The following is a 23,305-nucleotide window of genomic DNA, read 5'->3' as shown; positions in this document are numbered from 1 at the left end:
ACACAGAGTCCGGCATGCCTGAGCGTAGTCAGTGGCTACCGGAATGCCCGAAGCCGCCCGCGCCACGCTGGGTTTCGTCGAACTCGGTGACCAGTTCGAAATGTGCCTGCACCACCGGCACCAGGACCAGTTGAGCAATGCGCTCGCCGACGGCGATGTTGAAGGCGGTCTGGCCACGGTTCCAGCACGAGACCATCAATTCGCCCTGGTAGTCCGAGTCGATCAAGCCCACCAGGTTGCCCAGCACGATCCCGTGTTTGTGACCCAGGCCGGAGCGCGGCAGGATCAAGGCGGCCAGACCGGGGTCGCCGACGTAGATCGACAGGCCGGTGGGGATCAGCAGGGTCTGGCCCGGCTCAAGGACGGTGTCTTGCTTGAGCATGGCGCGCAGGTCCAGGCCGGCGGAGCCTGGTGTGGCATAGGCCGGCAGTGGGAAGTCGGTGCCGAGGCGGGGGTCGAGGATCTTGGCTTGCAAAGCGTGCATGGACATTAAACCTGGTTCAGCCGTTGGGCGATAAAAGAGATCAGTTGGCGGGCAATCTTGCCCTTGCTGGTCTGGGCGAAAAGGGTGGCGTGCAGCTCGCGATCAATCACGCTGCAGGCGTTTTCCTCGCTGTTGAAGCCGATGCTCGGGTTGGCGACGTCATTGGCAACGATCAGGTCGAGGTTTTTGTCTTTCAGTTTGCGTGCGGCGTAGTCCAGCAGGTTTTCGGTTTCGGCAGCGAAACCGACGCTGAACGGACGATCCGCGCGGGTGGCGATGGTGGCCAAAATGTCCGGGTTGCGCACCATTTGCAGGAGCAGGCCGTCGCCGCTTGTAGGGTCTTTCTTGAGTTTTTGTGGGGCAACCACTTCCGGGCGGTAGTCTGCGACCGCTGCCGACGCGATAAACACATCGCAGGGAATCGCCGCCTCACAGGCCGCGAGCATGTCGCGGGCGCTGACTACGTCGATGCGGGTGACCCGGTCCGGGGTCGGCAGATGCACCGGGCCGGTGATCAGAGTCACGCGTGCGCCTGCCTCAACCGCCGCTTCTGCCAGGGCAAAGCCCATTTTTCCTGAGCTATGGTTGGTGATGTAGCGCACCGGGTCGATGTTTTCCTGGGTCGGGCCGGCGGTAATCAGTACGTGCTTACCGGTCAGGGCTAGATGCTGGAAGCACTCGGCGGCACACAGCGCCAGGTCCGTGGCTTCGAGCATGCGCCCCAGGCCGACGTCGCCACAGGCCTGGCTGCCGGAGGCCGGGCCGAAGACCTTGAGGCCACGGCTTTGCAGGAGTTGGGTGTTGGCCTGGGTGGCCGGGTCGCGCCACATGGCCTGGTTCATTGCCGGGGCGATGGCGACGGTGGCGTCGGTGGCCAGCACCAGCGTGGTCAGCAGGTCGTCGGCAATGCCTTGGGCGAGGCGCGCGATGAGGTCAGCAGTGGCGGGTGCGATCAGCACCAGGTCGGCCCATTTGGCCAGTTCGATATGGCCCATGGCGGCTTCGGCTGCCGGGTCCAGCAGGTCCAGGTGCACCGGGTGGCCGGACAGAGCCTGCATGGTCAGCGGGGTAATGAACTCACTGCCGCCACGTGTCATGACCACGCGCACTTCGGCGCCCTGGTCCAGGAGCCTGCGAACCAACTCTGCGCTCTTGTAGGCGGCAATACCGCCGCCGACGCCGAGAACGATGCGTTTCCGATACAGACGCTGCATTGGTTTGCCTTTCCAGTTCAGTGATGGCGTTGCGATCCCCCCTCCCCAGGTGAAATCGCGCGCAAAAAAGAGCGGCTAAGATAACACAGCGTCCGCCATGCAACAGCGGCGCACATGCACACGGAGGTGCCATGAGTATTCGCAATTGGCCTGCGGCGGAGCGCCCGCGGGAGAAGCTTTTGGAGTTGGGGGCGGCGAGTCTCTCGGATGCCGAGTTGCTGGCGATTTTCCTGCGTACCGGCGTCTCGGGTAAAAGCGCGGTGGACTTGGCGCGCCATCTGCTGGGGCAATTTGGCAGCCTGCGTTCGTTGCTGGAGGCCCGCCAAACCGTCTTCATCCAGCATCTGGGCCTGGGGCCGGCTAAGTTCGCCCAGTTGCAGGCGGTGCTGGAAATGGGCCGGCGCCATCTGGCCGAGCATGTGCGCAATGAGTCGGTACTGGAAAGCCCGGTTGCCGTGCGTGACTACCTCAAGGCGCTGCTGCGCCATGAGCCCCACGAAATATTCGGCTGCCTGTTTCTTGATTCAAGGCACCGGGTGCTGGGCTTCGAAGCGCTGTTCCAGGGCACCATAGACAATGCCATGGTGTACCCGCGACAGGTGGTCAAGCGCGCCCTGGACTACAACGCAGCGGCGTTGATCCTGTGCCACAACCACCCCTCCGGGAATGCCGAGCCCAGCATTGCTGATCGAAAACTGACCAAGCATCTGCAAAAGGCCCTCGATCTGGTGGACGTGCGGGTACTGGATCACATCATTATCGGCGACGGTGACCCGCTGTCGATGGCCGAATACGGTTGGCTGTAACGCAGTTGCTTGTAGGGGCCGGCTTGCCGGCTCCTACAACGGCCGGGTCAGGGCTTTACGCTGACCTTGGAGAAATCCTGGCGCCCAAACGGGCTGACCTGATACCCCTCGACATTTTTACGGGTCAGGGCAAAGGCCGTCGGATGAGCCAGTGGCAACCACAGCGCCTGCTGCTGGATCTGCGCCTGTGCCTGTTGATACAGCTTGCTGCGCACGCCTTGCTCATTGGTGGTCTTGCCGGCACTGATCAGCTTGTCCAGTGCCGGGTCGCAGTAACGGGCAAAGTTGGTGCCGGATTTTACCGCCGCGCAGGAAAATTGCGGGGTCAGGAAGTTATCCGGGTCGCCGTTGTCCCCGGCCCAGCCCATAAACAGCAGGTCGTGCTCGCCAGCCTTGGCGCGGCGGATCAGCTCGCCCCATTCGATCACGCGGATCTCGGCCTGGATGCCGACCTTGGCCAGGTCCGCCTGCAGCAGTTGTGCGCCCAGGCTTGGGTTGGGGTTGAGCAGGCTGCCCGAGGGCCGGGTCCAAAGGGTGGTCTTGAAGCCGTCACTCAGCCCGGCGCGGGCCAGCAGGGCCTTGGCCTTGGCGATGTCCTGTGGATAACCCGGCAATTCCTTGGCAAAACCCCAGGTATTGGGCGGGTAGGGGCCGGTGGCGGCTTCGGCGGTGCCTTCAAACACGGCCTTGAGGTAGCTGGCCTTGTCGAAGGCCAGGTTGATCGCCTGGCGCACTTCTGGCTTGTCCAACGGTGGGTGCTGGCTGTTGATGGCCACAAACGCGGTCATGAAGGCTGCGGTCTTTTCCACCTTGAGCGCCGCATCCTTTTGCGCCTCGCCGATATCCAGGGGCTTGGGTGACAAGGCGATCTGGCACTCATCCCGGCGCAGTTTCTGCAGGCGTACGTTGGCGTCCGGGGTGATGGCAAAGATCAAGTTATCCACAGCAGGCTTGCCGGCGAAGTAATCCGGGTTGGCTTTGTAGCGAATCGCTGCATCTTTCTGGAAACGCCCGAAAACAAAGGGGCCGGTGCCGATGGGTTGGCTATTGAGCTTTTCCGGGGTGCCGGCCTTGAGCAACTTGTCGGCGTATTCGGCCGGGTAGATCGAGGCAAAGCCCATGCTCAGCGCGGCGAGGAACGTGGAGTCGGCGTGATCCAGGGTAAAGCGCACGGTCAGCGGATCCAGGGCGTCGATCTTTTTGATCAGCGCCGGCAGTTGCAAGGACTGGGCGTGGGGGAAGCCGCTCTGGGCGATCTGGTGCCAGGGATTGGCCGGGTCGAGCATGCGCTCGAAGCTGAAACGTACATCTTCGGCGGTAAGGCTGCGGCTTGGGCTGAAATACGCAGTGCGGTGGAATTTGACGCCGGGGTGCAATTTAAAGGTGTAGGTCAGGCCGTCCGGCGAGACTTCCCAGCTGTCGGCCAGGCTCGGCACCAGCTTGCCGCTCGTGGCGTCGTAGTCCACCAGGCGGTTCATCAGCACATCCGCCGAGGCGTTGGTGGTGGTCAGCGAGTTGTACTGCACCACATCGAACCCTTCGGGGCTGGCCTCGGTGCAGACGCTCAACGTGGAGGCCGCCTGGGCCAGCGGGGCGAGGAAGAGCGGGGCGAGTAGAAGTGGCAGGGCAGCGAGGCGCATGGTCGGTTTCCTTTGCAGATCGGAGGCCCATCTGCGAGTGCAGTCTGGAAAAGGCCTACCGTAGTGGCCTGATTCACAAATGACTAGCCCATTTTTGCCTGTGCATTTAGGACAAATACTGTTTTGATGGCGCTTCAGGTCATTTTGCCCGGGGCCTTGGCCTACAAACAGCGGCGATAAATCATTCGGTGCGACGAGCGGTCCGGCGGCACGGCGGCCCACCCTGGCAGCGCTTGAGAGCTGCTTGGGCGAGATTTACAGCGGGAAAAACACACCGGCTGTTGTTGCACTGGGGTCTTTCTGGTATAAAGCAGCGCTCTTTTCTAGGGGCCCGGTTCCTTCACTGTAGGTGTAGCCGGTAAGACCCTTAAAGAAACGCGGCGCCTGGCGCCAAATGACTGAGAGATTAAGCGGCCAACCCATGCCGGGTTGGGCATGTGGTTTTAGAGGGCTGAGGCATGTCGAGAGTCTGTCAAGTTACCGGTAAGGGTCCGGTGACTGGGAATAACATTTCCCACGCAAACAACAAAACCCGTCGTCGTTTCCTGCCAAACCTGCAGCATCACCGCTTCTGGGTTGAAGAAGAGAAACGTTTTGTCCGTCTGCGCGTATCTGCCAAAGGCATGCGCATCATCGACAAGCGTGGCATCACTGTCGTGCTCGCTGAACTGCGCCGCGACGGCAAAATCTAAGGAGCTAAATCATGCGTGAATTGATTCGAATGATCTCTAGCGCCGGTACTGGTCACTTCTACACTACCGACAAGAACAAGCGTACTACCCCGGACAAGCTCGAAAAGAAAATGTTCGACCCGCGCGTTCGCAAGCACGTGATCTACAAAGAAGGCAAAATCAAGTAATTGGTTTTCTTTCTTGTGAAAAAAACCCGCATCTCACGATGCGGGTTTTTTTTGCCTTTTGAAAAGTCGCGGTCGACCGATCAGGCTTTTTCTTCGAACACCACGTAGATCTTGCGGCACGGCTCCAGCACTTCCCAGGTGCCACTGAAGCCGGCCGGGATCACGAAGCGGTCACCGGCGCGCAAGGTCTTGGCGTTGCCTTCGGCATCGCGTAGCACCGAAACCCCCTGCACGATCTCGCAGTACTCGTGCTCGGTGTAGTTCACCGTCCATTGCCCGACTTCACCCTCCCAGACCCCGGCGTTCATCTGGCCGCACGGGCTGTTGTAGTGGTTGAAGAGCGTCTGCTCGGGGTCGCCCTTGAGGATTTTTTCTGTGGCGGGGCGGTAGCGTTCGGCGGCGGTGTTCGCCTGGCTGAAATCGACGACATCCTGAATGTTCATGCACGTATCCCGTCTAGGCCTGGGGTTGGAGAGCCAAAGTCTATGTTTATTAAAATGAACATCGCAAGGGCGTTTGCGGCCGTTATGTCAAATATATTGAAACATCCCTTGCGGCTGGTTTAGGGTGGCGGGTGCCTCGGACCGAATAGCTGGCTGGCCGGGCAAGCATTTGGAAGGGAGCGGTTATAACGCCGGGCCCTTATATTTAATAAGAGGAGGACACTCGCATGACCACCCTGACCCGTGCCGACTGGGAACAACGCGCCAAGGATCTGAAGATCGAAGGCCGCGCCTATATCAATGGCGAGTACACCGCCGCAGTTTCCGGCGACACGTTCGAATGCCTCAGCCCAGTCGATGGCCGCCTGCTGACCACGGTTGCCAGTTGTGACGTCGCCGACGCCCAGCGCGCCGTGGAAAACGCCCGCGCCACTTTCAACTCCGGTGCATGGTCTCGCCTGGCCCCGGCCAAGCGCAAAGCCACCATGATCCGTTTCGCCGCGCTGCTCAAGGCCAACGCCGAAGAGCTGGCCCTGCTCGAAACCCTGGACATGGGCAAGCCCATCGGCGATTCCCTGGGCATCGACATCCCTGGCGCGGCGCAAGCCCTGAGCTGGAGTGGCGAGGCCATCGACAAGATTTACGACGAAGTCGCCGCCACCCCCCATGACCAACTGGGCCTGGTGACCCGCGAGCCCGTCGGCGTAGTGGCGGCCATCGTGCCGTGGAACTTCCCGCTGATGATGGCCTGCTGGAAGCTGGGGCCGGCGCTGTCCACCGGCAACTCGGTCGTGCTCAAGCCTTCGGAAAAATCGCCGCTGACCGCCATCCGCATCGCTGCCCTGGCCGTTGAAGCGGGTATCCCCAAGGGTGTGCTCAACGTGCTGCCGGGTTATGGCCACACTGTCGGCAAGGCCCTGGCGCTGCATATGGACGTCGATACCCTGGTGTTCACCGGTTCGACCAAGATCGCCAAGCAACTGATGATCTACTCCGGCGAATCGAACATGAAACGCGTCTGGCTGGAAGCTGGCGGCAAGAGCCCGAACATCGTGTTTGCCGATGCCCCGGACCTGCAAGCCGCTGCCGAATCCGCGGCTGGCGCCATTGCTTTCAACCAGGGCGAAGTCTGCACTGCCGGCTCGCGCCTGCTGGTGGAGCGTTCGATCAAGGACAAATTCCTGCCAATGGTGATCGAGGCCCTCAAGGGCTGGAAGCCGGGCAACCCGCTGGACCCGGCTACCAACGTCGGCGCGCTGGTGGATACCCAGCAGATGAACACCGTGCTGTCGTACATCGAAGCCGGGCACGCCGATGGCGCCAAGCTGGTGGCCGGTGGCAAGCGCACCCTGCAGGAAACTGGCGGTACCTACGTCGAACCGACGATTTTCGACGGTGTGACCAACGCCATGAAGATTGCCCAGGAAGAGATCTTTGGCCCTGTGCTGTCGGTGCTGACGTTCGACAGCGCGGAAGAAGCCGTGGCGATTGCCAACGACACGCCTTATGGCCTGGCCGCTGCGGTCTGGACTTCGGATATCTCCAAGGCGCACCTGACCGCCAAGGCCCTGCGCGCCGGTAGCGTGTGGGTCAACCAGTACGATGGCGGCGACATGACTGCGCCATTTGGCGGGTTCAAGCAGTCGGGCAACGGTCGCGACAAGTCGCTGCACGCGTTCGACAAGTACACCGAGCTGAAGGCGACCTGGATCAAGCTGTAAACCCGGACTCCGGGCCCCAGCTGCAGTAGATCCACATGTGGGAGCGGGCTTGCCCGCGATAGCGGTATATCAGTCACTCATGAGTTGGCTGGTACTCCCTCATCGCGGGCAAGCCCGCTCCCACAGTATTTTGCGTGATCTGGAAATAACCCACAGGAGCGTGGCAATGCGTTGGGCGACTTACTTCGCCGTCCTGGCCTCGGTACTCAGCGTCGGCCTCGCCCTGGGCGTGAGCATGCCGCTGGTGTCCCTGCGCCTGGAAAGCTGGGGCTATGGCAACTTTGCCATCGGCATCATGGCGGCGATGCCGGCGTTCGGTGTGCTGTTGGGCGCCAAGGTCTCCAGCCGCCTGGCTTCCTGGTTGGGCACGGCGAACCTGATGCGTCTGTGCCTGTGGGCTGGGGCGATTTCCATCGGTTTGCTGGCGGTACTGCCCAGCTATCCGGTGTGGCTGGTGCTGCGGTTGATGATCGGGGTGATCCTGACCATCGTGTTTATCCTCGGCGAAAGCTGGATCAATCAACTGGTGGTGGAGCAGTGGCGTGGCCGGCTGGTGGCGCTGTATGGCTGTACCTACGCCTTGAGCCAGCTGTCGGGGCCGTTGTTGCTCGGCGTACTGGGGACCGATCATGACTATGGCTTCTGGGTCGGCGTCGGCCTGCTGATCATTGCGCCGTTCCTGCTGTTGGGGCGCAGCGGGGCGCCGACGGCGGAGGCCTTCAGCGTGACCTTTGGCGATTTGTGGGGTTTTTGCCGGGGCCTGCCGGCGATTGCCTGGGCGGTGGCGTTGTTTGCCGCGTTCGAGGCGATGATTCTGACGCTGCTGCCGGTGTATTGCCTGCAGCAGGGTTTTACCGCTGAGGTGGCGCTGGCGATGGTCAGCACCGTGGTGGTCGGCGATGCCTTGCTGCAATTGCCGATTGGCGCGCTGGCTGATTACCTGCCCAGGCGTACCCTGTTTCTGGGGTGCGCGGTGTTGTTGCTGCTGTCGAGCCTGGCCATTGCGCCGCTGCTCGATACCTGGCTGATCTGGCCGATCTGGGTGCTGTTCGGTGCCAGCGCCGGGGGCTTGTTCACCTTGTCGTTGATCCTGATCGGCGAGCGCTACCGTGACGATGCGTTGGTGCGGGCCAATGCCCATATTGCGCAGTTGTGGGGGATTGGTTGCCTGATCGGCCCACTGGTGGCGGGCGCGGGCAGCCAGTGGATCAGCGGGCATGCGTTGCCATTGTTAATGGCGGCGGGGGCCTTGGGGCTGGTGATTCTGTTGTTGCGCCAAGGGGCGTTTGGCGCCGAGCAGCCGGCCTGACCTGGAAGTGCTCCCAGATTGGATTTTGGTGGTGCTTAGAGCATGCGCTCCAGGCCCACAGTGGTGGCAAACCAGGCATTGAAGCGGCGCCACCAACTGCCCGGCTCGCGGGTCAGGGTGTGCAACTGGCCGTTGTCTTCTGTCACCCATACCACCTGGCCATCCTGCAGCTTCGCCTCATAACTCAAGGCCGGCGCCATCCCTTGCAGGGCCAGGTTGCGTACATGCTCGGCCAGCTCGGGGCTGTCCACCAGCACGCCAACCTCGGTGTTCCACAGCACCGAACGCGGGTCGAAATTGAATGAGCCGATAAACGACTTCTGCCGATCAAAGATCATCGCCTTGCTGTGCAGGCTGGAGTCCGAGCCATGCAGCGCGCGGCTGCCCAGCAGGTGCGGGCCACTGCCGCCGCCGTCGCCCGGTTGGCGGCGCAGTTCGTACAGTTTCACCCCGTGCTCCAACAGTGCCTTGCGATAGGGCGCATAGCCGCCATGCACTGCCGGTACGTCGGTGGCCTCCAGAGCGTTGGTCAGCAGACGCACGTCGACACCGGCGTCCGCGCGGCCGGTCAGGTACACCAGGCCCGGCTGACCGGGGACGAAGTAGGCCGAAATCATCATCAGTTCACTGTGCACGCCTTCCAGCTCCGGCCCCAGTTGGGTGGTGAGCAACAGTTGCGGGTCAGGATCGGCCTTGGCCAGCACCTTGCTCGGCGCATCCCACAGCGCCTGGTTCCATGCCCAGATCAGCTCCCGGCGCCAGATGTCCATGCGGGGCTGGGTCTGGTAGGTGCGCAGGCGGTTGTACAGGGCATGGTTTTGCTGGCGCGACTCGGCCAGGGAGTTCTCCAGAAGCCCCCGCGCCGTGGCCAGGTCGCGGGAGGACGGGGCGCTGGAGATGAAGTCGGCAATGGGTTTGCTCAGCGCACTGTTCCAGTACTGGTCAAAGCTGTGGCCCAGTTGCTCGGCCACGGGCCCGATGCTGAGCATGTCGATATCGGTGAAGTTCAGGTTGGGCTCGGCATCGAAATACTCATCCCCCAGGTTGCGCCCGCCGACAATCGCCACGCTGTTGTCCGCCAGCCACAGCTTGTTGTGCATGCGCCGGTGCTGCAGCGACAGGTTGAACAGCCGGCCCATGGCCCGTGTCACGCCGGTGCTGCGCCCCAGGTGCAAGGGGTTGAACAGGCGAATCTGGATCTGCGGGTGCGCGGCCAGGGTGGCGATGATCTGGTCCAGGCCGTCGCTGGTGGTGTCATCTAGGAGGATGCGCACCCGCACGCCACGGTCGGCCGCCGTGAGTAACTCGGCCACCAGCATGCGCGTGCTGATGCCGTCATGGACGATGTAGTACTGCAAGTCGAGGCTGGTCTGGGCATTGCGGATCAATTCGGCGCGAGCCATGAACGCTTCGCTGCTGTTGGGCAGCAGGCGGAACCCGGAGCGGCCCTGGTAGGGCGCGGCCTGGGCCTGGATCGAGCGACCAAAGGCGGACTGCGTCGCCGGCAGCGCCTCGCTGGCCACCCTGGGCACATCCGGGGTGGCGCAACCGCCCAGGCCCAGGAACCCCAGCAAAAAAAACGCTAACAGCCGTTGGCTCATCAAGGCGACAGGTTCCGAATCAGGGCGTTGGTGGGCATATGACGGTGATTGCTGGCAAAAGGTCAGTCCACCCGCTGTTCGGCTTCGGCGAGCATTTTGATCGCCGTTGCCCCGACCTTGCGCACCGCCTCTTCAATCGGGGGGGTTGGCTTGGCAGCGTAGTTCATCCGCAGGCAGTTACGGTATTTGCCCGAGGCCGAGAAGATGCTGCCCACGGCAATCTGTACGCCTTGCTCGACCAGGGCCCGGTTGAGCTTGAGGGTGTCGAAACCTTCGGGCAACTCCACCCACAGCATAAAGCTGCCCTGTGGCCGGCTGGCGCGGGTGCCGGCCGGGAAATAGCGGCTGACCCAATCGAGCATCAGGTCGCGATTGCGCTGGTATTGGCTGCGCATCCGCCGCAAATGCGGCTCGAAGTGCCCGTTCTTGAGGAACTCGGCAATGGCGATCTGCGGCTGGGTGGCGGTGGAGCCGGTGCTGATGTATTTCATGTGCAGCACCCGCTCCAGATAGCGGCCCGGCGCTACCCAACCGATCCGCAGACCGGGGGCCAGGGTTTTGGAGAAGGAACTGCAGAGTAGGACGCGGCCATCTTCGTCGAAGGATTTGATGGTGCGTGGTCGCGGGTAGCTGTAGGCCAGCTCGCCATACACATCGTCTTCGATAATCGCCACGTCAAAGCGCTGGGCCAGGGTCAGCAGCGCCCGTTTGCGTGCCTCGGGCATGATGTAGCCCAGGGGGTTGTTGCAGTTGGGGGTCAACTGGATGACTTTGATCGGCCATTGCTCCAGGGCCAGTTCCAGGGCTTCCAGGCTGATGCCGGTGAGCGGGTCGGTGGGGATTTCCAGGGCTTTCATGCCCAGGCCCTTGAGGGTCTGCATGGCGCCGTGGAAGCTTGGCGAGTCGACGGCGACGATATCGCCGGGCTCGCAAATGGCACGGATGCTGGAGGACAGTGCCTCATGGCAGCCGGTAGTGATCACGATGTCCTGGGCGTCGAGTTGACAGCCGGAATCCAATGACAGACGGGCTATTTGTTCACGCAGCTCCATACAGCCGTAGATATTGTCGTAGTACAGGCCTGGCAGATCCTGGCGGCGGCTGACCCGGGCCAGGCTGCGCAGCAGGGGTTTGAGGGTCGGTGACAGGACATCCGGCATGCCACGGCCCATCTGTATGACATCTTTGCGCGGCACCGCGCGGATCAGTTCCAGCACCTGGTCCCACTGGGAAATCTCCACCGGGCGCTGGGCCGGCCGACCCACGGCAGGCAGCGCGGGCAGTTCGCGACCGACGGGCACGAAGTAGCCGGATTTCGGCTTTGGCGTCGCCAGGCCGTTGTCTTCGAGCATTCGGTAAGCCTGTTGCACGGTGCTCAGGCTGACCCCGTGTTCCACACTCAAGGCACGCACCGAGGGCAGGCGATCGCCGGGGCGATAGAAGCCCTGTTCGATACGGGTGCCCAGCAGTTCGGCGAGGTTGACGTAGAGGGTCATTGCGGTCACTCCCAGGGGACCAGTACAGATGCAAGGAAAATACAGGATTCAGCCCGTGGTTGGGAGTATCTGTATGGATTTAATAAAAGTTGGTTGAATCTGTAATGGTTTTGCCGTGCCGTCCATTCTAGTCACTCATGGCAACAGGCAAATGAGGGGCAGGACAATGAATGGCTTGAGCGATGTGCGGCTGGCACTACACAGTCAGGAACTGGAAGCAGGGCAGGAGCGCGGGCTGACCGGGCTGGCGCCGGGTAATCCGAGCCGTTGGGAACTGTTCTGGCGCCGTCGCCACACGCGCCAGGCCTTGCTGGACCTGACCCCGGAGCAACTGCGCGATATCGGCTTGAGTACTGAACAAGCGCGCCGGGAAGGCTTGAAGCCGTTCTGGCGCGGTTGAGTCAGAGCAGTTCTTTCAGGCGGTGCCAGAGCATGCCCAGGGCCAGCAGCGGTGAGCGCAAGTGCTTGCCGCCAGGGAAGGTGATGTGTGGCACCTGGGCAAACAGATCGAAGCGCCCACTCTGCTGGCCGCTGATGGCTTCGGCCAACAGTTTGCCGGCCAGGTGGGTGGCGTTCAGGCCATGGCCGGCGTAGGCCTGGGCAAAGTACACATTGGGCTGGTCGGCCAGCCGGCCAATCTGCGGCAGGCGGTTGGCGCCGATGCCGATCATGCCGCCCCATTGATAGTCGATCTTCGCTTCGGCCAATTGCGGGAAGACCTTGAGCATCTTCGGCCGCATATAGGCGCCAATGTCCTGGGGATCGCGTCCGGAATAGTGGCAAGCACCGCCAAACAGCAGGCGCCGGTCGGCCGATAAACGGAAGTAGTCCACCGTGACCCGCTGATCACACACCGCCATGTTTTGCGGCAGTAACTCGGCGGCCTGGGTTGGGCTCAAGGGTTCGGTGGCAATGATGTAGCTGCCGGCGGGCAGCACCTTGCCGCTCAGGTGAGGGTTGAGGCCATTGAGGTAGGCATTGCAGCCCAGCACCAGAGTCTTGGCGCGCACACTGCCGTGGGCGGTGTGGACTTTGACTTCAGGGCCGTAGTCGATGCGCAGGGCTTCGGACTGCTCGAACAGCCTCACGCCCAGTTGCTGCGCGGCGCCCGCTTCGCCAAGGGCCAGGTTCAGCGGGTGCAGGTGGCCGGAGCCCATGTCGATCATGCCGCCCACGTAACGGTCGGAGCCGATCACGCTGCGCATTTCCCCGGCTTGCAGCAGGCGCAGTTCATGTCGATAGCCCAGGTCGTGCAGCTCTTCGGCGTCGGCGGCCAGGCCCTGCAAGTCGCGGGGCTTGTTGGCCAGGTCGCAGTAGCCCCAGGTCAGGTCGCAATCAATCTGGAAGCGCTCGACCCGCTGGCGCACGATTTCCACGGCTTCCAGGCCCATCAGCTTCATCTGCCGCACGCCTTCGCTGCCGACCACATTGGCAAACTGATCGAGGCCATGGCCGACGCCGCGAATCAACTGCCCGCCGTTGCGCCCGCTGGCGCCCCAGGCGATCTTGCGTGCCTCCAGCAGCACCACGCTAAAGCCCCGTTCAGCCAGCTCCAGCGCGGTGTTCAGCCCGGAAAACCCGCCGCCGACCACGCACACATCGGCGACCACTTCGCCCGCCAATGCCTGGTAATCGGGTTGCGCCAGGCTGCTGGCGGCGTAGTAGGAAGCGGTGTGCCGGGCGCTGGCGGTCATGGGGAGCATCCGTGTTTGGAAAATTTGACGCAGGATACAGCGGTCGGGTGAAGCTGTCTCACTCGGGGCTTTTAGGGCAAAATCCACGCCTATTCGCCGTTCGGTATGGGTTTCGATGAGTTGCAACAGCCAGAAAGTCAACGCGCTGCGCCGGCAGATCCCCTCGTTCGAGTGTGTGCCGGGTTGCCATGATTGCTGTGGGCCGGTGACTACATCCACCGAGGAAATGTCGCGCCTGCCGCGCAAGACTGCGGCCGAGCAGGAAGCGGCCATGGATGAGCTGAACTGTGTGCACCTGGGGCCCAACGGTTGCACGGTGTACGACGAGCGCCCGTTGATCTGTAGGTTGTTTGGTACCACGCCCAGCCTGCCATGCCCCAACAATCGAGGCCCGGTGGAGCTGATTCACCCGCGGGTGGAGAAGCAGATTCACGAGTACATGGCGACGACGCGGCAGGTGCTGGTCTGACAGATGTACCCGGTCAAAAGGTGGGAGCTGGCTTGCCTGCGATGACGGTGTAGCGCCCACAGGGTCAATCCGGGATCGGCAGGTTCAGGCTCTCCTTCACCTCTTCCATCACGATATAGCTCTTGGACTCGCGCACATGGGGCAGCTTGAGCAGGATATCGCCCAGCAGTTTGCGGTACGACGCCATCTCGGAAATCCGCGCCTTCACCAGATAGTCGAAATCCCCCGAGACCAGGTGGCACTCCAGCACATGGGGCAGTTTCAGCACGGCACGTCGGAATTCTTCGAAGGTATCGCCGGATTTGTAGTCGAGGCTGATCTCGACAAACACCAGCAGGCTACCCTTCAAGTGCTGCGGATTGAGGCGGGCGTTGTAGCCCATGATGATCCCCTCGCGCTCCAGGCGCCGGACCCGTTCGGTGCACGGCGTGGTCGACAGTCCTACCTTCTCCCCTAGCTCGGTAAACGAAATCCGCCCGTCGGCCTGCAGGATGCGCAGGATGTTGCGGTCGATCTTGTCCAGCTCCCGCTTGGTCTGGGTATTGGTCCGCATAGGGGATGCTCCTCCGTGAAAAGGGTTTTTGCCGAGAATTGTCGCCAAATATAGGCACTTATATAGTGAAATGCACTGGTCATTGCTTTTTATACTGCTCACATCTTTGTGCCGAACAACAAACGTCAGCGGTCAAGCCGTGATGAGGATATAAAAATGCGGGTTTTGGTCTTGGGTAGCGGTGTCATTGGTGTGGCCAGTGCCTACTATTTGGCGCGTGCCGGTTTTGAGGTGGTCGTGGTCGACCGCCAGCCGGCCGTTGCAATGGAGACCAGCTTCGCCAACGCCGGCCAGGTCTCGCCCGGCTATGCATCGCCGTGGGCCGCGCCGGGTGTGCCGCTCAAGGCCATCAAGTGGTTGCTGCAGCGCCATGCGCCGCTGGCGATCAAGGCCACGGCCGATATCGACCAATACCTGTGGATGGCGCAGATGCTGCGCAACTGCACGGCCAACCGTTATGCCGTGAACAAAGAGCGCATGGTGCGCCTGTCCGAGTACAGCCGCGACTGCCTCGATGAGCTGCGCGCCGAAACCGGCATTGCCTACGAAGGGCGCAGCCTGGGGACTACCCAATTGTTCCGCACCCAGGCGCAACTGGATGGCGCGGCCAAGGATATCGCCGTGCTGAAAGAGTCCGGCGTGCCGTTCGAGCTGCTTGACCGCGCCGGCATTGCCCGCGTCGAGCCGGCCCTGGCCAGCGTCACGGATATCCTCGCCGGTGCCTTGCGCCTGCCCAATGACCAGACCGGCGACTGCCAGATGTTCACCACCCGCCTGGCCGACATGTGCAAGCAGTTGGGGGTGGAATTCCGTTTTGAGCAGGACATTCAACGCCTGGACCACGCCGGTGATCGCATCAACGGCGTGTGGATCGACGGCAAGCTGGAAACCGCCGACCGCTACGTGCTGGCCCTGGGCAGTTACTCGCCGCAGTTGCTCAAGCCACTGGGGATCAAGGCGCCGGTGTATCCGCTCAAGGGTTACTCCCTGACCGTGCCGATCACCAACCCGGCGATGGCCCCGACTTCGACTATTCTCGACGAAACCTACAAGGTTGCGATCACCCGTTTCGACAACCGCATCCGCGTCGGTGGCATGGCTGAAATAGCCGGTTTTGACCTGTCGCTGAACCCGCGCCGGCGCGAAACCCTGGAGATGATCGTCAACGACCTTTATCCTCAGGGCGGTGATTTGAGCGAAGCGACGTTCTGGACCGGCCTGCGCCCGACCACCCCGGACGGTACGCCGATCGTCGGCGCCACGCCTTTCAAAAACCTGTTCTTGAATACTGGCCACGGCACCCTCGGCTGGACCATGGCCTGTGGCTCTGGTCGCCTGCTGGCGGACCTGATGGCGAAGAAAACCCCGCAGATCAGTGCCGCTGGCCTTGATATTTCCCGTTACGGCAACCCTCAGGAGTCCACAAAACATGTCAATCCAGCGCCAGCTCACCAATGAGCGCATGAGCCAGATCGTTGTCCACAGCGGTACCGTGTATCTGGCAGGGCAAGTCGGCGACGACATGAGTGCCGGGATTGAACAGCAGACTCGTGAAACCCTGGCCAATATCGAGCGTTTGCTGGATTTGGCCGGTACCGATAAAACCAAGTTGCTGTCGGTGACGATCTACCTCAAAGACATCGACGCCGACTTTGCCGGCATGAACGCGGTTTGGGACAAGTGGCTGCCAAAAGGCGCGGCCCCGGCCCGTGCCACGGTCGAGTCGAAACTGTGTGAGCCAGAAATCCTGGTCGAGCTGTCTGTCGTGGCCGCTCTGCCTTAAACGATCCCTCTTGCGGTGCCGGCGCTATTGGCCGGTACCGGTTTTTTCTTCCCACCGCCGCCTAGAAGCCTGCCGCCATGCGTCCTGCCCGTGCCCTGATCGACCTACAAGCCCTGCGCCACAACTACCAATTGGCCCGCGAACTGACCGGGGCCAAGGCCCTTGCCGTGATCAAGGCCGACGCCTATGGCCATGGTGCCGTGCGCGTGGCCCAGGCCCTGGAAGACCAGGCCGACGGTTTTGCCGTGGCCTGTATCGAGGAGGCGCTGGAGCTGCGCGCCGCCGCAATTCGTGGGCCGATGTTGTTGCTCGAAGGGTTCTTCGAGGCCGACGAACTGCCGCTGATCATTGAGCATGACTTGTGGTGCGTGGTGCATTCGCTGTGGCAACTGGAGGCGATTGAACAGGCGCGCCTGAGCAAGCCGCTGACGGTGTGGTTGAAGCTGGATTCGGGCATGCACCGGGTTGGTTTGCATCCCAAGGATTATCACGACGCCTACCAGCGCCTGCTGGCCAGTGGCAAAGTGGCCAAGATCGTGTTGATGAGCCACTTCGCTCGCGCCGATGAACTGGACTGCACAAGCAGCGATGAGCAGGTCGCGGTATTCGATGCGGCGCGCCAGGGCCTGGCGGCCCAGGTCAGCCTGCGCAACTCGCCGTCGGTAATGGGTTGGCCGGGCGTCTCCAGTGATTGGGTGCGGCCCGGCATCATGCTCTACGGCGCAACGCCCTTTGGCGAAGACCAGGCGGTTGCCGCGCGTTTGCAGCCGGTGATGACCCTGGAATCGAAAGTCATCTGCGTGCGCGAACTGCCGGCGGGCGAGCCCGTGGGTTATGGCGCACGGTTCGTGACGCCCAAGCCGATGCGTATCGGCGTGGTTGCCATGGGCTATGCCGATGGTTATCCGCGCCACGCGCCGACCGGTACGCCGGTGCTGGTCGCCGGCCAGCGCAGCCAGTTGCTGGGGCGGGTGTCGATGGACATGCTGTGTGTCGACCTGACCGATGTGCCCGAGGCCGGCCTGGGCTCGACCGTCGAGTTGTGGGGCAAAAACATCCTCGCCAGCGATGTGGCGACCGCCGCTGACACCATTCCCTACCAGATTTTTTGCAACCTGCGCCGAGTGCCACGGCTCTATTCCGGCGCCTAGCTGCCGGACGCCGAAGACGTCCAGCGGGATTCAGACCAAAGTGTTGTAAATACTGAACGCTGTCGCCATGATAACGCTCAATTACAACAAAGCCTGAATCCTAGGAGGCTCCTGCATTGGACGTCGGCGAACGACTGCAATCCATCCGTAAACTGAAAGGTCTTTCCCAGCGTGAACTCGCCAAACGTGCGGGCGTCACCAACAGCACCATTTCGATGATCGAGAAAAACAGTGTCAGCCCTTCCATCAGCTCCTTGCGCAAGGTGCTGGGCGGCATCCCCATGTCGATGGTCGAATTCTTTTCCGAGGAGATCCTCCAGGAAAAACCGACCCAGATCGTCTATAAAGCCAATGAGCTGATCGACATTTCCGATGGTGCGGTGACCATGAAGCTGGTGGGCCGTGCGCATCCCAGCCGGGCGATTGCGTTTCTCAACGAAATCTACCCGCCAGGCGCCGATACGGGCGAGGAAATGCTGACCCATGATGGCGAGGAAACCGGGATTCTGTTGGAAGGTCGTCTGGAATTGGTCGTGGGCGTCGAAACTTTTGTGCTCGAAGCCGGCGATAGCTACTACTTTGAAAGCACCAAGCCGCACCGTTTTCGCAATCCGTTCGATGTGCCGGCGCGACTAATCAGCGCAGCCACACCCGCGAACTTTTAACCGAAGAGGCGCCCTGCCTACCTTGCAGAGGTGCCCGTAGTTGTATTTCGCCATACTGAATCCCCCCTTGGATAATAGGGTTGTTTCAGTGAGGCGGCCTAACCGTTATACTTTCGCCGCCTGCGAAACCGTGGCCGCAGGCGTGAATAGCCACCATGAGGGTGAACGCGTGAACCTAATTATGAAAATGCTGGCTGTACCAGCAACCGTACTGGCCCTTTGGGCTGCCAGCGCTCAAGCTGCGACCAATGATGATATTGCCAAGCGTCTTGAACCCGTCGGGAAGGTCTGTATTCAGGGCGAAGAATGCAAGGGGATGGAAGTCGCTGTGACAGCAGGCGGCGGCGCGAAAACGCCGGACGAGATCATCGCCAAACACTGTACTGCTTGCCACAGCACTGGCCTGTTGGGCGCACCGAAAATCGGTGACACTGCTGCCTGGAAAGAGCGCGCCGACCACCAGGGCGGCCTTGATGGCATCCTGGCCAAGGCCATCACCGGTATCAACGCCATGCCGCCTAAAGGAACCTGCGCCGATTGCTCGGATGCTGACCTCAAGGGTGCGATCGAGAAGATGTCTGGTTTGAAATAAACCGATCTTCGCCAAAAAGCCGCTGACCAGCGGCTTTTTTGTGGGCGCAATTTGGCGGCCAAGGCTGTTCATTGCAGCAAAGACCCGGCAAGCTCGGTCCAACCCCTAATCATGGAATGTCAGGAGGGTCGGATGGTGCAGTTGTGTTCAATCGAGCAAGCGGTCGATGACGTACTGGAGCGCTTGCCTGCGCATATCCACATGGGTATGCCGCTGGGCCTGGGCAAGGCGAATCTGTTTGCCAATGCCTTGTACCGGCGCATCGCCAAGCTGCCTGAGCGGGCGCTGACGATTTACACCGCGCTGAGCCTGGGTCGCCCGCCGTTGGGCGATGGCTTGCAGAAGCGTTTTCTGGAGCCGTTTATCGAGCGGGTGTTCGGCGATTATCCTGAGCTGGACTTCCTCGCCGCCCTGCGCAAGGACAGCCTGCCGGCCAATATTCACGTGCAGCAGTTTTTTATGCAGCCCGGCAGCCTGCTGCATAGCACCTCGGCCCAGCAGGATTACGTCAGCAGCAACTACAGCCATGCCGCCCGCGATATCAACGCTGCCGGCCTGAACCTGATCGCGCAGTTGGTGGCCAGCAGCAGTGAGCACCCGGATCGCCTGAGCCTGAGCTGCAACCCCGATATCACCCTCGACCTGTTACCGATGATCGCCAAGCGCCGCGCGGCAGGCGAGACCATCCTGGTGGTGGGCCAGGTGCATGATGATTTGCCCTACATGCCCGGTGATGCCGAGCTGGGCATGGATCAGTTCGACTTCCTGATCGACGAAAAAGACCGCACCACGCTGTTTTCCACGCCGAACATGCCAGTGGGTTTGCAGGACCACTTCATTGGTTTGCACGCCAGTACCCTGGTACGCGATGGCGGCACCCTGCAGATCGGTATCGGTTCGATGGGCGACGCCCTGACTGCCGCATTGCTGGCGCGTCAGGCCGATAACGAAGGCTACCGGCAGTTGCTCACCGACCTGGATGTGTACCAATGGGCGCCGCTGATCAGCCGCGAGGGCGGGGTCGAGCCGTTTGCCCGGGGCCTCTATGGCTGCAGCGAAATGTTCGTCAATGGCCTGCTGGTGCTGGCCGACGCCGGCATTGTGCGGCGCAAGGTGTACCCCGATGTGGCGACGCAGCAGCAGGCCAATGCGGGTCTGCTGGACGACGCGGCACAACCGGATGGCGTGTCGATCCACGGTGGCTTCTTCCTCGGCCCCCGCAGTTTTTACCAGCGCTTGCAGGAAATGACCCACGCCAAGCGCCTGGAATTCAACATGACCCGCATCAGCTATATCAACGAGCTGTACGGGCAGGAAGAACTCAAGCGTTTACAGCGCCTGGATGCGCGGTTTATCAACAGCGCCATCATGGTCACGTTGCTGGGCGCCGGTGTTGCCGACCAACTGGAAGACGGCCGCGTGCTCAGTGGCGTGGGTGGGCAATACAACTTTGTGGCCCAGGGCCATGCGCTGGAGGGCGCGCGCTCGATCCTGATCCTGCGCAGCTGGCGTGAAGCGGGCGGTGATGTCAGCTCCAATATCGTCTGGGAATATGGCCATTGCACGATTCCCCGGCACCTGCGCGATATTGTCATCACTGAATACGGCATCGCCGACCTGCGTGGCCAGACCGACGCCAAGGTGATCGAGGCGCTGCTCAATATCACCGACTCACGCTTCCAGGCGGGCTTGATCGAGCAGGCGCAAAAAGCCGGCAAGTTGCCCAAGGACTTTCAGCTCGACCCGCGCTTCGCCGACAACACGCCGGAGCGTTTGCAGGCGGTGCAGGCACGGCATTCAAGGCTGTTCCCGGAGTACCCGCTGGGCAGTGACTTCACCGATGAAGAACGGGATTTGTTGCGCGCGTTGAACTGGCTCAAGAGCAAATTCAAGCTGACGGAGATTCTGGAGTTGGGCAAAGCGGCGCTGGATGCGCCTGAGCCTGAGGCGTTTCCCGAGCACTTGGTGCGGATGCGCCTGGATAACCCGGAGGGGTTTAAAGAGGATTTGTATCAGCGCCTATTGCTTGCTGGCCTTAAGGCCACCGCACACTAACGGCCACCACAAACCAAATGTGGGAGCGGGCGTGCTCGCGATAGCAATGGATCAGCCACTCGTGAGTTGACTGACAGACCGCTATCGCGAGCAAGCCCGCTCCCACATTTTTAAGCGTGCCCGCTCAGGATTAATCGATGAAGGTCACGACGCCACCGGCCAGGGACTTGACCCGCGCCAGCGACTCAACCCGGTAACCCTGGGCATCCAGCTCAGCACGCCCACCCTGGAACGACTTCTCGATCACAATCCCCAGGCCCGCCACGGTGGCGCCGGCCTGTTTGATGATCGAAATCAGCGCCTGGGACGCCTTGCCGTTGGCCAGGAAGTCGTCGATCACCAGCACGCGGTCGCTGCTGGTCAGGTGGCGTGGGGAGATTGCCACGGTGCTTTCGACTTTCTTGGTGAAGGAATACACCGTCGCCGACAGCAGGTTTTCCGTCAGGGTCAGGGACTGCTGCTTGCGGGCGAAGATCACCGGTACGCCCAGGTTCAGGCCGGTCATGATCGCTGGCGCGATGCCTGAGGCTTCGATGGTGACGATCTTGGTGATCCCCGAATCCTTGAACAGCGCGGCGAATTCGTCGCCGATCAGTTTCATCAGCGCCGGGTCGATCTGATGGTTCAGAAAGGCGTCGACCTTGAGTACCTGGTCGGAAAGCACGATGCCTTCTTCGCGAATTTTCTTGTGCAGTGCTTCCACAAAAGCTTCCTCTGGTGGCGCAAGGGGCGCCGAAAGTAGATTAAAAAGTAGTCGATTCTAGCGCTTTAGCATCGCGCGTATATCCGCCAGGGCGGTGTTGCCGCGTACCGCCTTGACTTCAGTTGGGGTGTCGTCGTTGCCTTCCCAGGCCAGGTCGTCCGGTGGTAGCTCATCGAGGAACCGGCTTGGGGCGCAGTCGATGATTTCGCCGTATTGCTTGCGCTTGGCCGCAAAGGTGAAGGCCAGGGTCTGACGTGCGCGGGTAATGCCCACGTAGGCCAGGCGCCGTTCTTCCTCGATGGTGTCGGCTTCGATACTGGAGCGGTGTGGGAGGATTTCCTCTTCCATGCCCATGATGAACACGTAGGGGAATTCCAGGCCCTTGGACGCATGCAAGGTCATCATTTGCACACCTTCGGCGCCGTCTTCCTCTTCCTGCTGGCGCTCGAGCATGTCGCGCAGCACCAGCTTGCCGATGGCGTCTTCGACGGTCATTTCGCCGTCTTCGTCTTTTTCCAGGGTGTTCTTCAGCGCCTCGATCAGAAACCAGACGTTGCCCATGCGGTAGTCCGCGGCCTTGTCGCTGGAGCTGTTGGTGCGCAGCCAGTTTTCATAGTCGATATCCATGACCATGCTGCGCAGGGCGCTGATCGGGTCTTCGCCGGCGCATTGCTCGCGCACCCTGTCCATAAAACGCTTGAAGCGCGACAGGCGATCGGTGAAGCGCGTGTCCAGGTGTTCGCCCAGGCCGATTTCGTCGGTGGCGGCGTACATCGAGATCTTGCGTTCGGTGGCGTAGTTACCGAGTTTTTCCAGGGTGGTGGAGCCGATTTCCCGGCGCGGCACGTTGATCACGCGCAGGAAGGCGTTGTCGTCATCCGGGTTCACGATCAGCCGGAAGTAGGCCATCAGATCCTTTACTTCCTGGCGTCCGAAAAAGCTGTTGCCGCCGGACAGACGATACGGCACCTGATGGTGCTGCAACTTCAGCTCGATCAGCTTGGCCTGGTAGTTGCCGCGATAGAGGATCGCAAAGTCGCTGTAGGGCCGGTCGGTGCGCAGGTGCAGGCTGAGGATTTCCACGGCCACGCGTTCGGCTTCGGCGTCTTCGTTGCGGCAGCGGATCACGCGAATCTCATCGCCGTGGCCCATCTCGCTCCACAGCTGTTTTTCGAATTCGTGGGGGTTGTTCGAGATCAGCACGTTGGCGCAACGCAGGATGCGGCTGGTGGAGCGGTAGTTCTGCTCCAGCATCACCACTTTCAGGGACGGGTAGTCGTCCTTGAGCAGCATCAGGTTTTCCGGGCGCGCACCGCGCCAGGCGTAGATCGACTGGTCATCGTCGCCGACCACGGTGAACTGGTTGCGCGTGCCGATCAGCAGTTTCACCAGCAGGTATTGGCTGGCGTTGGTGTCCTGGTATTCGTCCACCAGCAGGTAGCGCACCTTGTTCTGCCACTTTTCGAGGATATCGGCGTGTTCCTGGAACAGCTTCACTGGCAGCAGGATCAGGTCGTCGAAGTCCACCGCGTTGAACGCCTTGAGCGTGCGTTGGTAGTGGGTGTAGACGATGGCGGCAGTCTGTTCCTTGGGGTTGCGCGCGTTTTCCAGGGCCTCGGGCGGCAGGATCAGGTCGTTTTTCCACGAGCCGATCATGTTCTTGATCTCGTCGACCCCGTCGTCGCCCGCGTATTCCTTCTGCATGATGTCGGTCATCAGGGCCTTGACGTCGGTCTCGTCGAAGATCGAGAAGCCCGGCTTGTAGCCCAGCCGCACATGCTCCTTGCGGATGATGTTCAGCCCCAGGTTGTGGAAGGTACACACAGTGAGGCCACGGCCTTCGCCACCCTTGAGCAGGGTGCCGACGCGCTCTTTCATTTCCCGCGCCGCCTTGTTGGTAAAGGTCATGGCGACGATGTACTGGGCACGGATGCCGCAGTTCTGGATCAGGTGCGCGATCTTGCGGGTGATCACGCTGGTCTTGCCGGAGCCAGCACCGGCGAGCACCAATAGAGGGCCGCCGACGTAGTTCACGGCTTCTTGCTGCCGGGGATTGAGTCGGGACAT

23 protein-coding genes are annotated in these 23,305 nt (G+C 61.6%); 13 read left to right on the top strand and 10 right to left on the bottom strand.

The window, feature by feature from the left end; translation table 11 throughout:
* Positions 1-28: 28 nt before the first annotated feature.
* Together dut and coaBC are read right to left on the bottom strand one after the other, a co-directional pair.
* Positions 29-484, bottom strand: a complete 456-nt coding sequence (gene dut, locus K1X80_RS00115) for a dUTP diphosphatase (protein WP_057961001.1) — start codon at positions 482-484, stop codon at positions 29-31.
* Positions 485-489: 5 nt separating this feature from the next.
* Positions 490-1,698, bottom strand: a complete 1,209-nt coding sequence (gene coaBC / locus K1X80_RS00110) for a bifunctional phosphopantothenoylcysteine decarboxylase/phosphopantothenate--cysteine ligase CoaBC (RefSeq protein ID WP_029289805.1) — start codon at positions 1,696-1,698, stop codon at positions 490-492.
* Positions 1,699-1,829: 131 nt separating this feature from the next.
* Between coaBC and radC the strand changes: the two genes are divergently transcribed.
* Complete coding sequence (gene radC, locus K1X80_RS00105; protein WP_057960999.1) at positions 1,830-2,504, top strand: RadC family protein; 675 nt, start codon at positions 1,830-1,832, stop codon at positions 2,502-2,504.
* Positions 2,505-2,551: 47 nt separating this feature from the next.
* Here the strand turns inward: radC and K1X80_RS00100 are convergent, their stop codons facing one another.
* Positions 2,552-4,144, bottom strand: coding sequence for an ABC transporter substrate-binding protein (locus tag K1X80_RS00100; protein WP_057960998.1), 1,593 nt, complete (start codon positions 4,142-4,144; stop codon positions 2,552-2,554).
* Between the two features lie 458 nt (positions 4,145-4,602).
* On the opposite strand from K1X80_RS00100, the gene rpmB reads away from it, so the two are divergent.
* Entirely contained in the window at positions 4,603-4,836 is a 234-nt protein-coding gene (rpmB, locus tag K1X80_RS00095) for a 50S ribosomal protein L28 (RefSeq protein ID WP_007920377.1), read from the top strand.
* Positions 4,837-4,847: 11 nt separating this feature from the next.
* Positions 4,848-5,003, top strand: coding sequence for a 50S ribosomal protein L33 (gene rpmG, locus K1X80_RS00090; protein ID WP_003176906.1), 156 nt, complete (start codon positions 4,848-4,850; stop codon positions 5,001-5,003).
* 80 nt (positions 5,004-5,083) lie between these two features.
* On the opposite strand, the gene K1X80_RS00085 is transcribed toward rpmG, so the two are convergent.
* Positions 5,084-5,446, bottom strand: coding sequence for a cupin domain-containing protein (locus tag K1X80_RS00085; protein WP_057440505.1), 363 nt, complete (start codon positions 5,444-5,446; stop codon positions 5,084-5,086).
* A 227-nt stretch (positions 5,447-5,673) separates the two neighbouring features.
* On the opposite strand from K1X80_RS00085, the gene K1X80_RS00080 reads away from it, so the two are divergent.
* Together K1X80_RS00080 and K1X80_RS00075 are read left to right on the top strand one after the other, a co-directional pair.
* Positions 5,674-7,167, top strand: a complete 1,494-nt coding sequence (locus K1X80_RS00080) for an aldehyde dehydrogenase (protein ID WP_057440504.1) — start codon at positions 5,674-5,676, stop codon at positions 7,165-7,167.
* Between the two features lie 166 nt (positions 7,168-7,333).
* A complete protein-coding gene (locus K1X80_RS00075) occupies positions 7,334-8,476 on the top strand; it encodes an MFS transporter (protein ID WP_169989474.1) in 1,143 nt (380 codons plus the stop codon).
* Positions 8,477-8,511: 35 nt separating this feature from the next.
* Here K1X80_RS00075 and K1X80_RS00070 read toward each other — a convergent pair whose 3' ends face one another.
* Positions 8,512-10,077 carry a phospholipase D family protein gene (locus K1X80_RS00070; RefSeq protein ID WP_198799485.1) on the bottom strand — a complete coding sequence of 522 codons (1,566 nt, stop codon included), beginning with the start codon at positions 10,075-10,077 and terminating at the stop codon, positions 8,512-8,514.
* A 62-nt stretch (positions 10,078-10,139) separates the two neighbouring features.
* Positions 10,140-11,573 carry a PLP-dependent aminotransferase family protein gene (locus K1X80_RS00065; RefSeq protein WP_057960995.1) on the bottom strand — a complete coding sequence of 478 codons (1,434 nt, stop codon included), beginning with the start codon at positions 11,571-11,573 and terminating at the stop codon, positions 10,140-10,142.
* 166 nt (positions 11,574-11,739) lie between these two features.
* Between K1X80_RS00065 and K1X80_RS00060 the strand changes: the two genes are divergently transcribed.
* Positions 11,740-11,973 carry a DUF1127 domain-containing protein gene (locus K1X80_RS00060; RefSeq protein WP_057960994.1) on the top strand — a complete coding sequence of 78 codons (234 nt, stop codon included), beginning with the start codon at positions 11,740-11,742 and terminating at the stop codon, positions 11,971-11,973.
* A gap of 1 nt (position 11,974) precedes the next feature.
* Here K1X80_RS00060 and K1X80_RS00055 read toward each other — a convergent pair whose 3' ends face one another.
* Complete coding sequence (locus tag K1X80_RS00055; protein WP_198817202.1) at positions 11,975-13,267, bottom strand: FAD-binding oxidoreductase; 1,293 nt, start codon at positions 13,265-13,267, stop codon at positions 11,975-11,977.
* A gap of 115 nt (positions 13,268-13,382) precedes the next feature.
* Here K1X80_RS00055 and K1X80_RS00050 point away from each other — a divergent pair, with 115 nt between their 5' ends.
* Complete coding sequence (locus tag K1X80_RS00050; protein ID WP_029289779.1) at positions 13,383-13,736, top strand: YkgJ family cysteine cluster protein; 354 nt, start codon at positions 13,383-13,385, stop codon at positions 13,734-13,736.
* Positions 13,737-13,800: 64 nt separating this feature from the next.
* Here K1X80_RS00050 and K1X80_RS00045 read toward each other — a convergent pair whose 3' ends face one another.
* Positions 13,801-14,289, bottom strand: coding sequence for an Lrp/AsnC ligand binding domain-containing protein (locus K1X80_RS00045; RefSeq protein ID WP_003206849.1), 489 nt, complete (start codon positions 14,287-14,289; stop codon positions 13,801-13,803).
* Positions 14,290-14,445: 156 nt separating this feature from the next.
* Between K1X80_RS00045 and dadA the strand changes: the two genes are divergently transcribed.
* The 6 genes from dadA to K1X80_RS00015 all read left to right on the top strand — a co-directional run bounded on the left by dadA (position 14,446) and on the right by K1X80_RS00015 (position 20,535).
* Entirely contained in the window at positions 14,446-15,747 is a 1,302-nt protein-coding gene (dadA, locus tag K1X80_RS00040) for a D-amino acid dehydrogenase (protein WP_029289774.1), read from the top strand.
* Complete coding sequence (locus tag K1X80_RS00035) at positions 15,719-16,072, top strand: RidA family protein (RefSeq protein WP_057960992.1); 354 nt, start codon at positions 15,719-15,721, stop codon at positions 16,070-16,072. Before dadA ends, K1X80_RS00035 begins: the two co-directional genes overlap by 29 nt.
* A 77-nt stretch (positions 16,073-16,149) precedes the next feature.
* On the top strand, positions 16,150-17,223 hold the full coding sequence (gene alr, locus K1X80_RS00030) for an alanine racemase (RefSeq protein ID WP_057960991.1): 1,074 nt from the start codon (positions 16,150-16,152) through the stop codon (positions 17,221-17,223).
* 116 nt (positions 17,224-17,339) lie between these two features.
* Positions 17,340-17,888 carry a cupin domain-containing protein gene (locus K1X80_RS00025; RefSeq protein WP_029289768.1) on the top strand — a complete coding sequence of 183 codons (549 nt, stop codon included), beginning with the start codon at positions 17,340-17,342 and terminating at the stop codon, positions 17,886-17,888.
* A 181-nt stretch (positions 17,889-18,069) separates the two neighbouring features.
* Positions 18,070-18,480 (top strand): cytochrome c5 family protein, encoded by a 411-nt coding sequence (locus K1X80_RS00020; RefSeq protein WP_057960990.1) that lies wholly within the window; start codon positions 18,070-18,072, stop codon positions 18,478-18,480.
* 132 nt (positions 18,481-18,612) lie between these two features.
* Entirely contained in the window at positions 18,613-20,535 is a 1,923-nt protein-coding gene (locus K1X80_RS00015) for an acetyl-CoA hydrolase/transferase C-terminal domain-containing protein (RefSeq protein WP_057960989.1), read from the top strand.
* A gap of 130 nt (positions 20,536-20,665) precedes the next feature.
* Here K1X80_RS00015 and K1X80_RS00010 read toward each other — a convergent pair whose 3' ends face one another.
* Positions 20,666-21,238, bottom strand: a complete 573-nt coding sequence (locus K1X80_RS00010) for a xanthine phosphoribosyltransferase (protein WP_029289761.1) — start codon at positions 21,236-21,238, stop codon at positions 20,666-20,668.
* A 57-nt stretch (positions 21,239-21,295) separates the two neighbouring features.
* Positions 21,296-23,305: a DNA helicase Rep gene (gene rep, locus K1X80_RS00005; protein ID WP_057440498.1), complete on the bottom strand. Its 2,010-nt coding sequence runs from the start codon at positions 23,303-23,305 to the stop codon at positions 21,296-21,298.

The sequence above is a fragment of the Pseudomonas sp. So3.2b genome, assembly GCF_019464415.1.
Lineage (GTDB): Bacteria > Pseudomonadota > Gammaproteobacteria > Pseudomonadales > Pseudomonadaceae > Aquipseudomonas > Aquipseudomonas shahriarae.
Note: the sequence above shows the minus strand (reverse complement) of the source record. Positions and strands in the feature narration are given on the sequence as shown.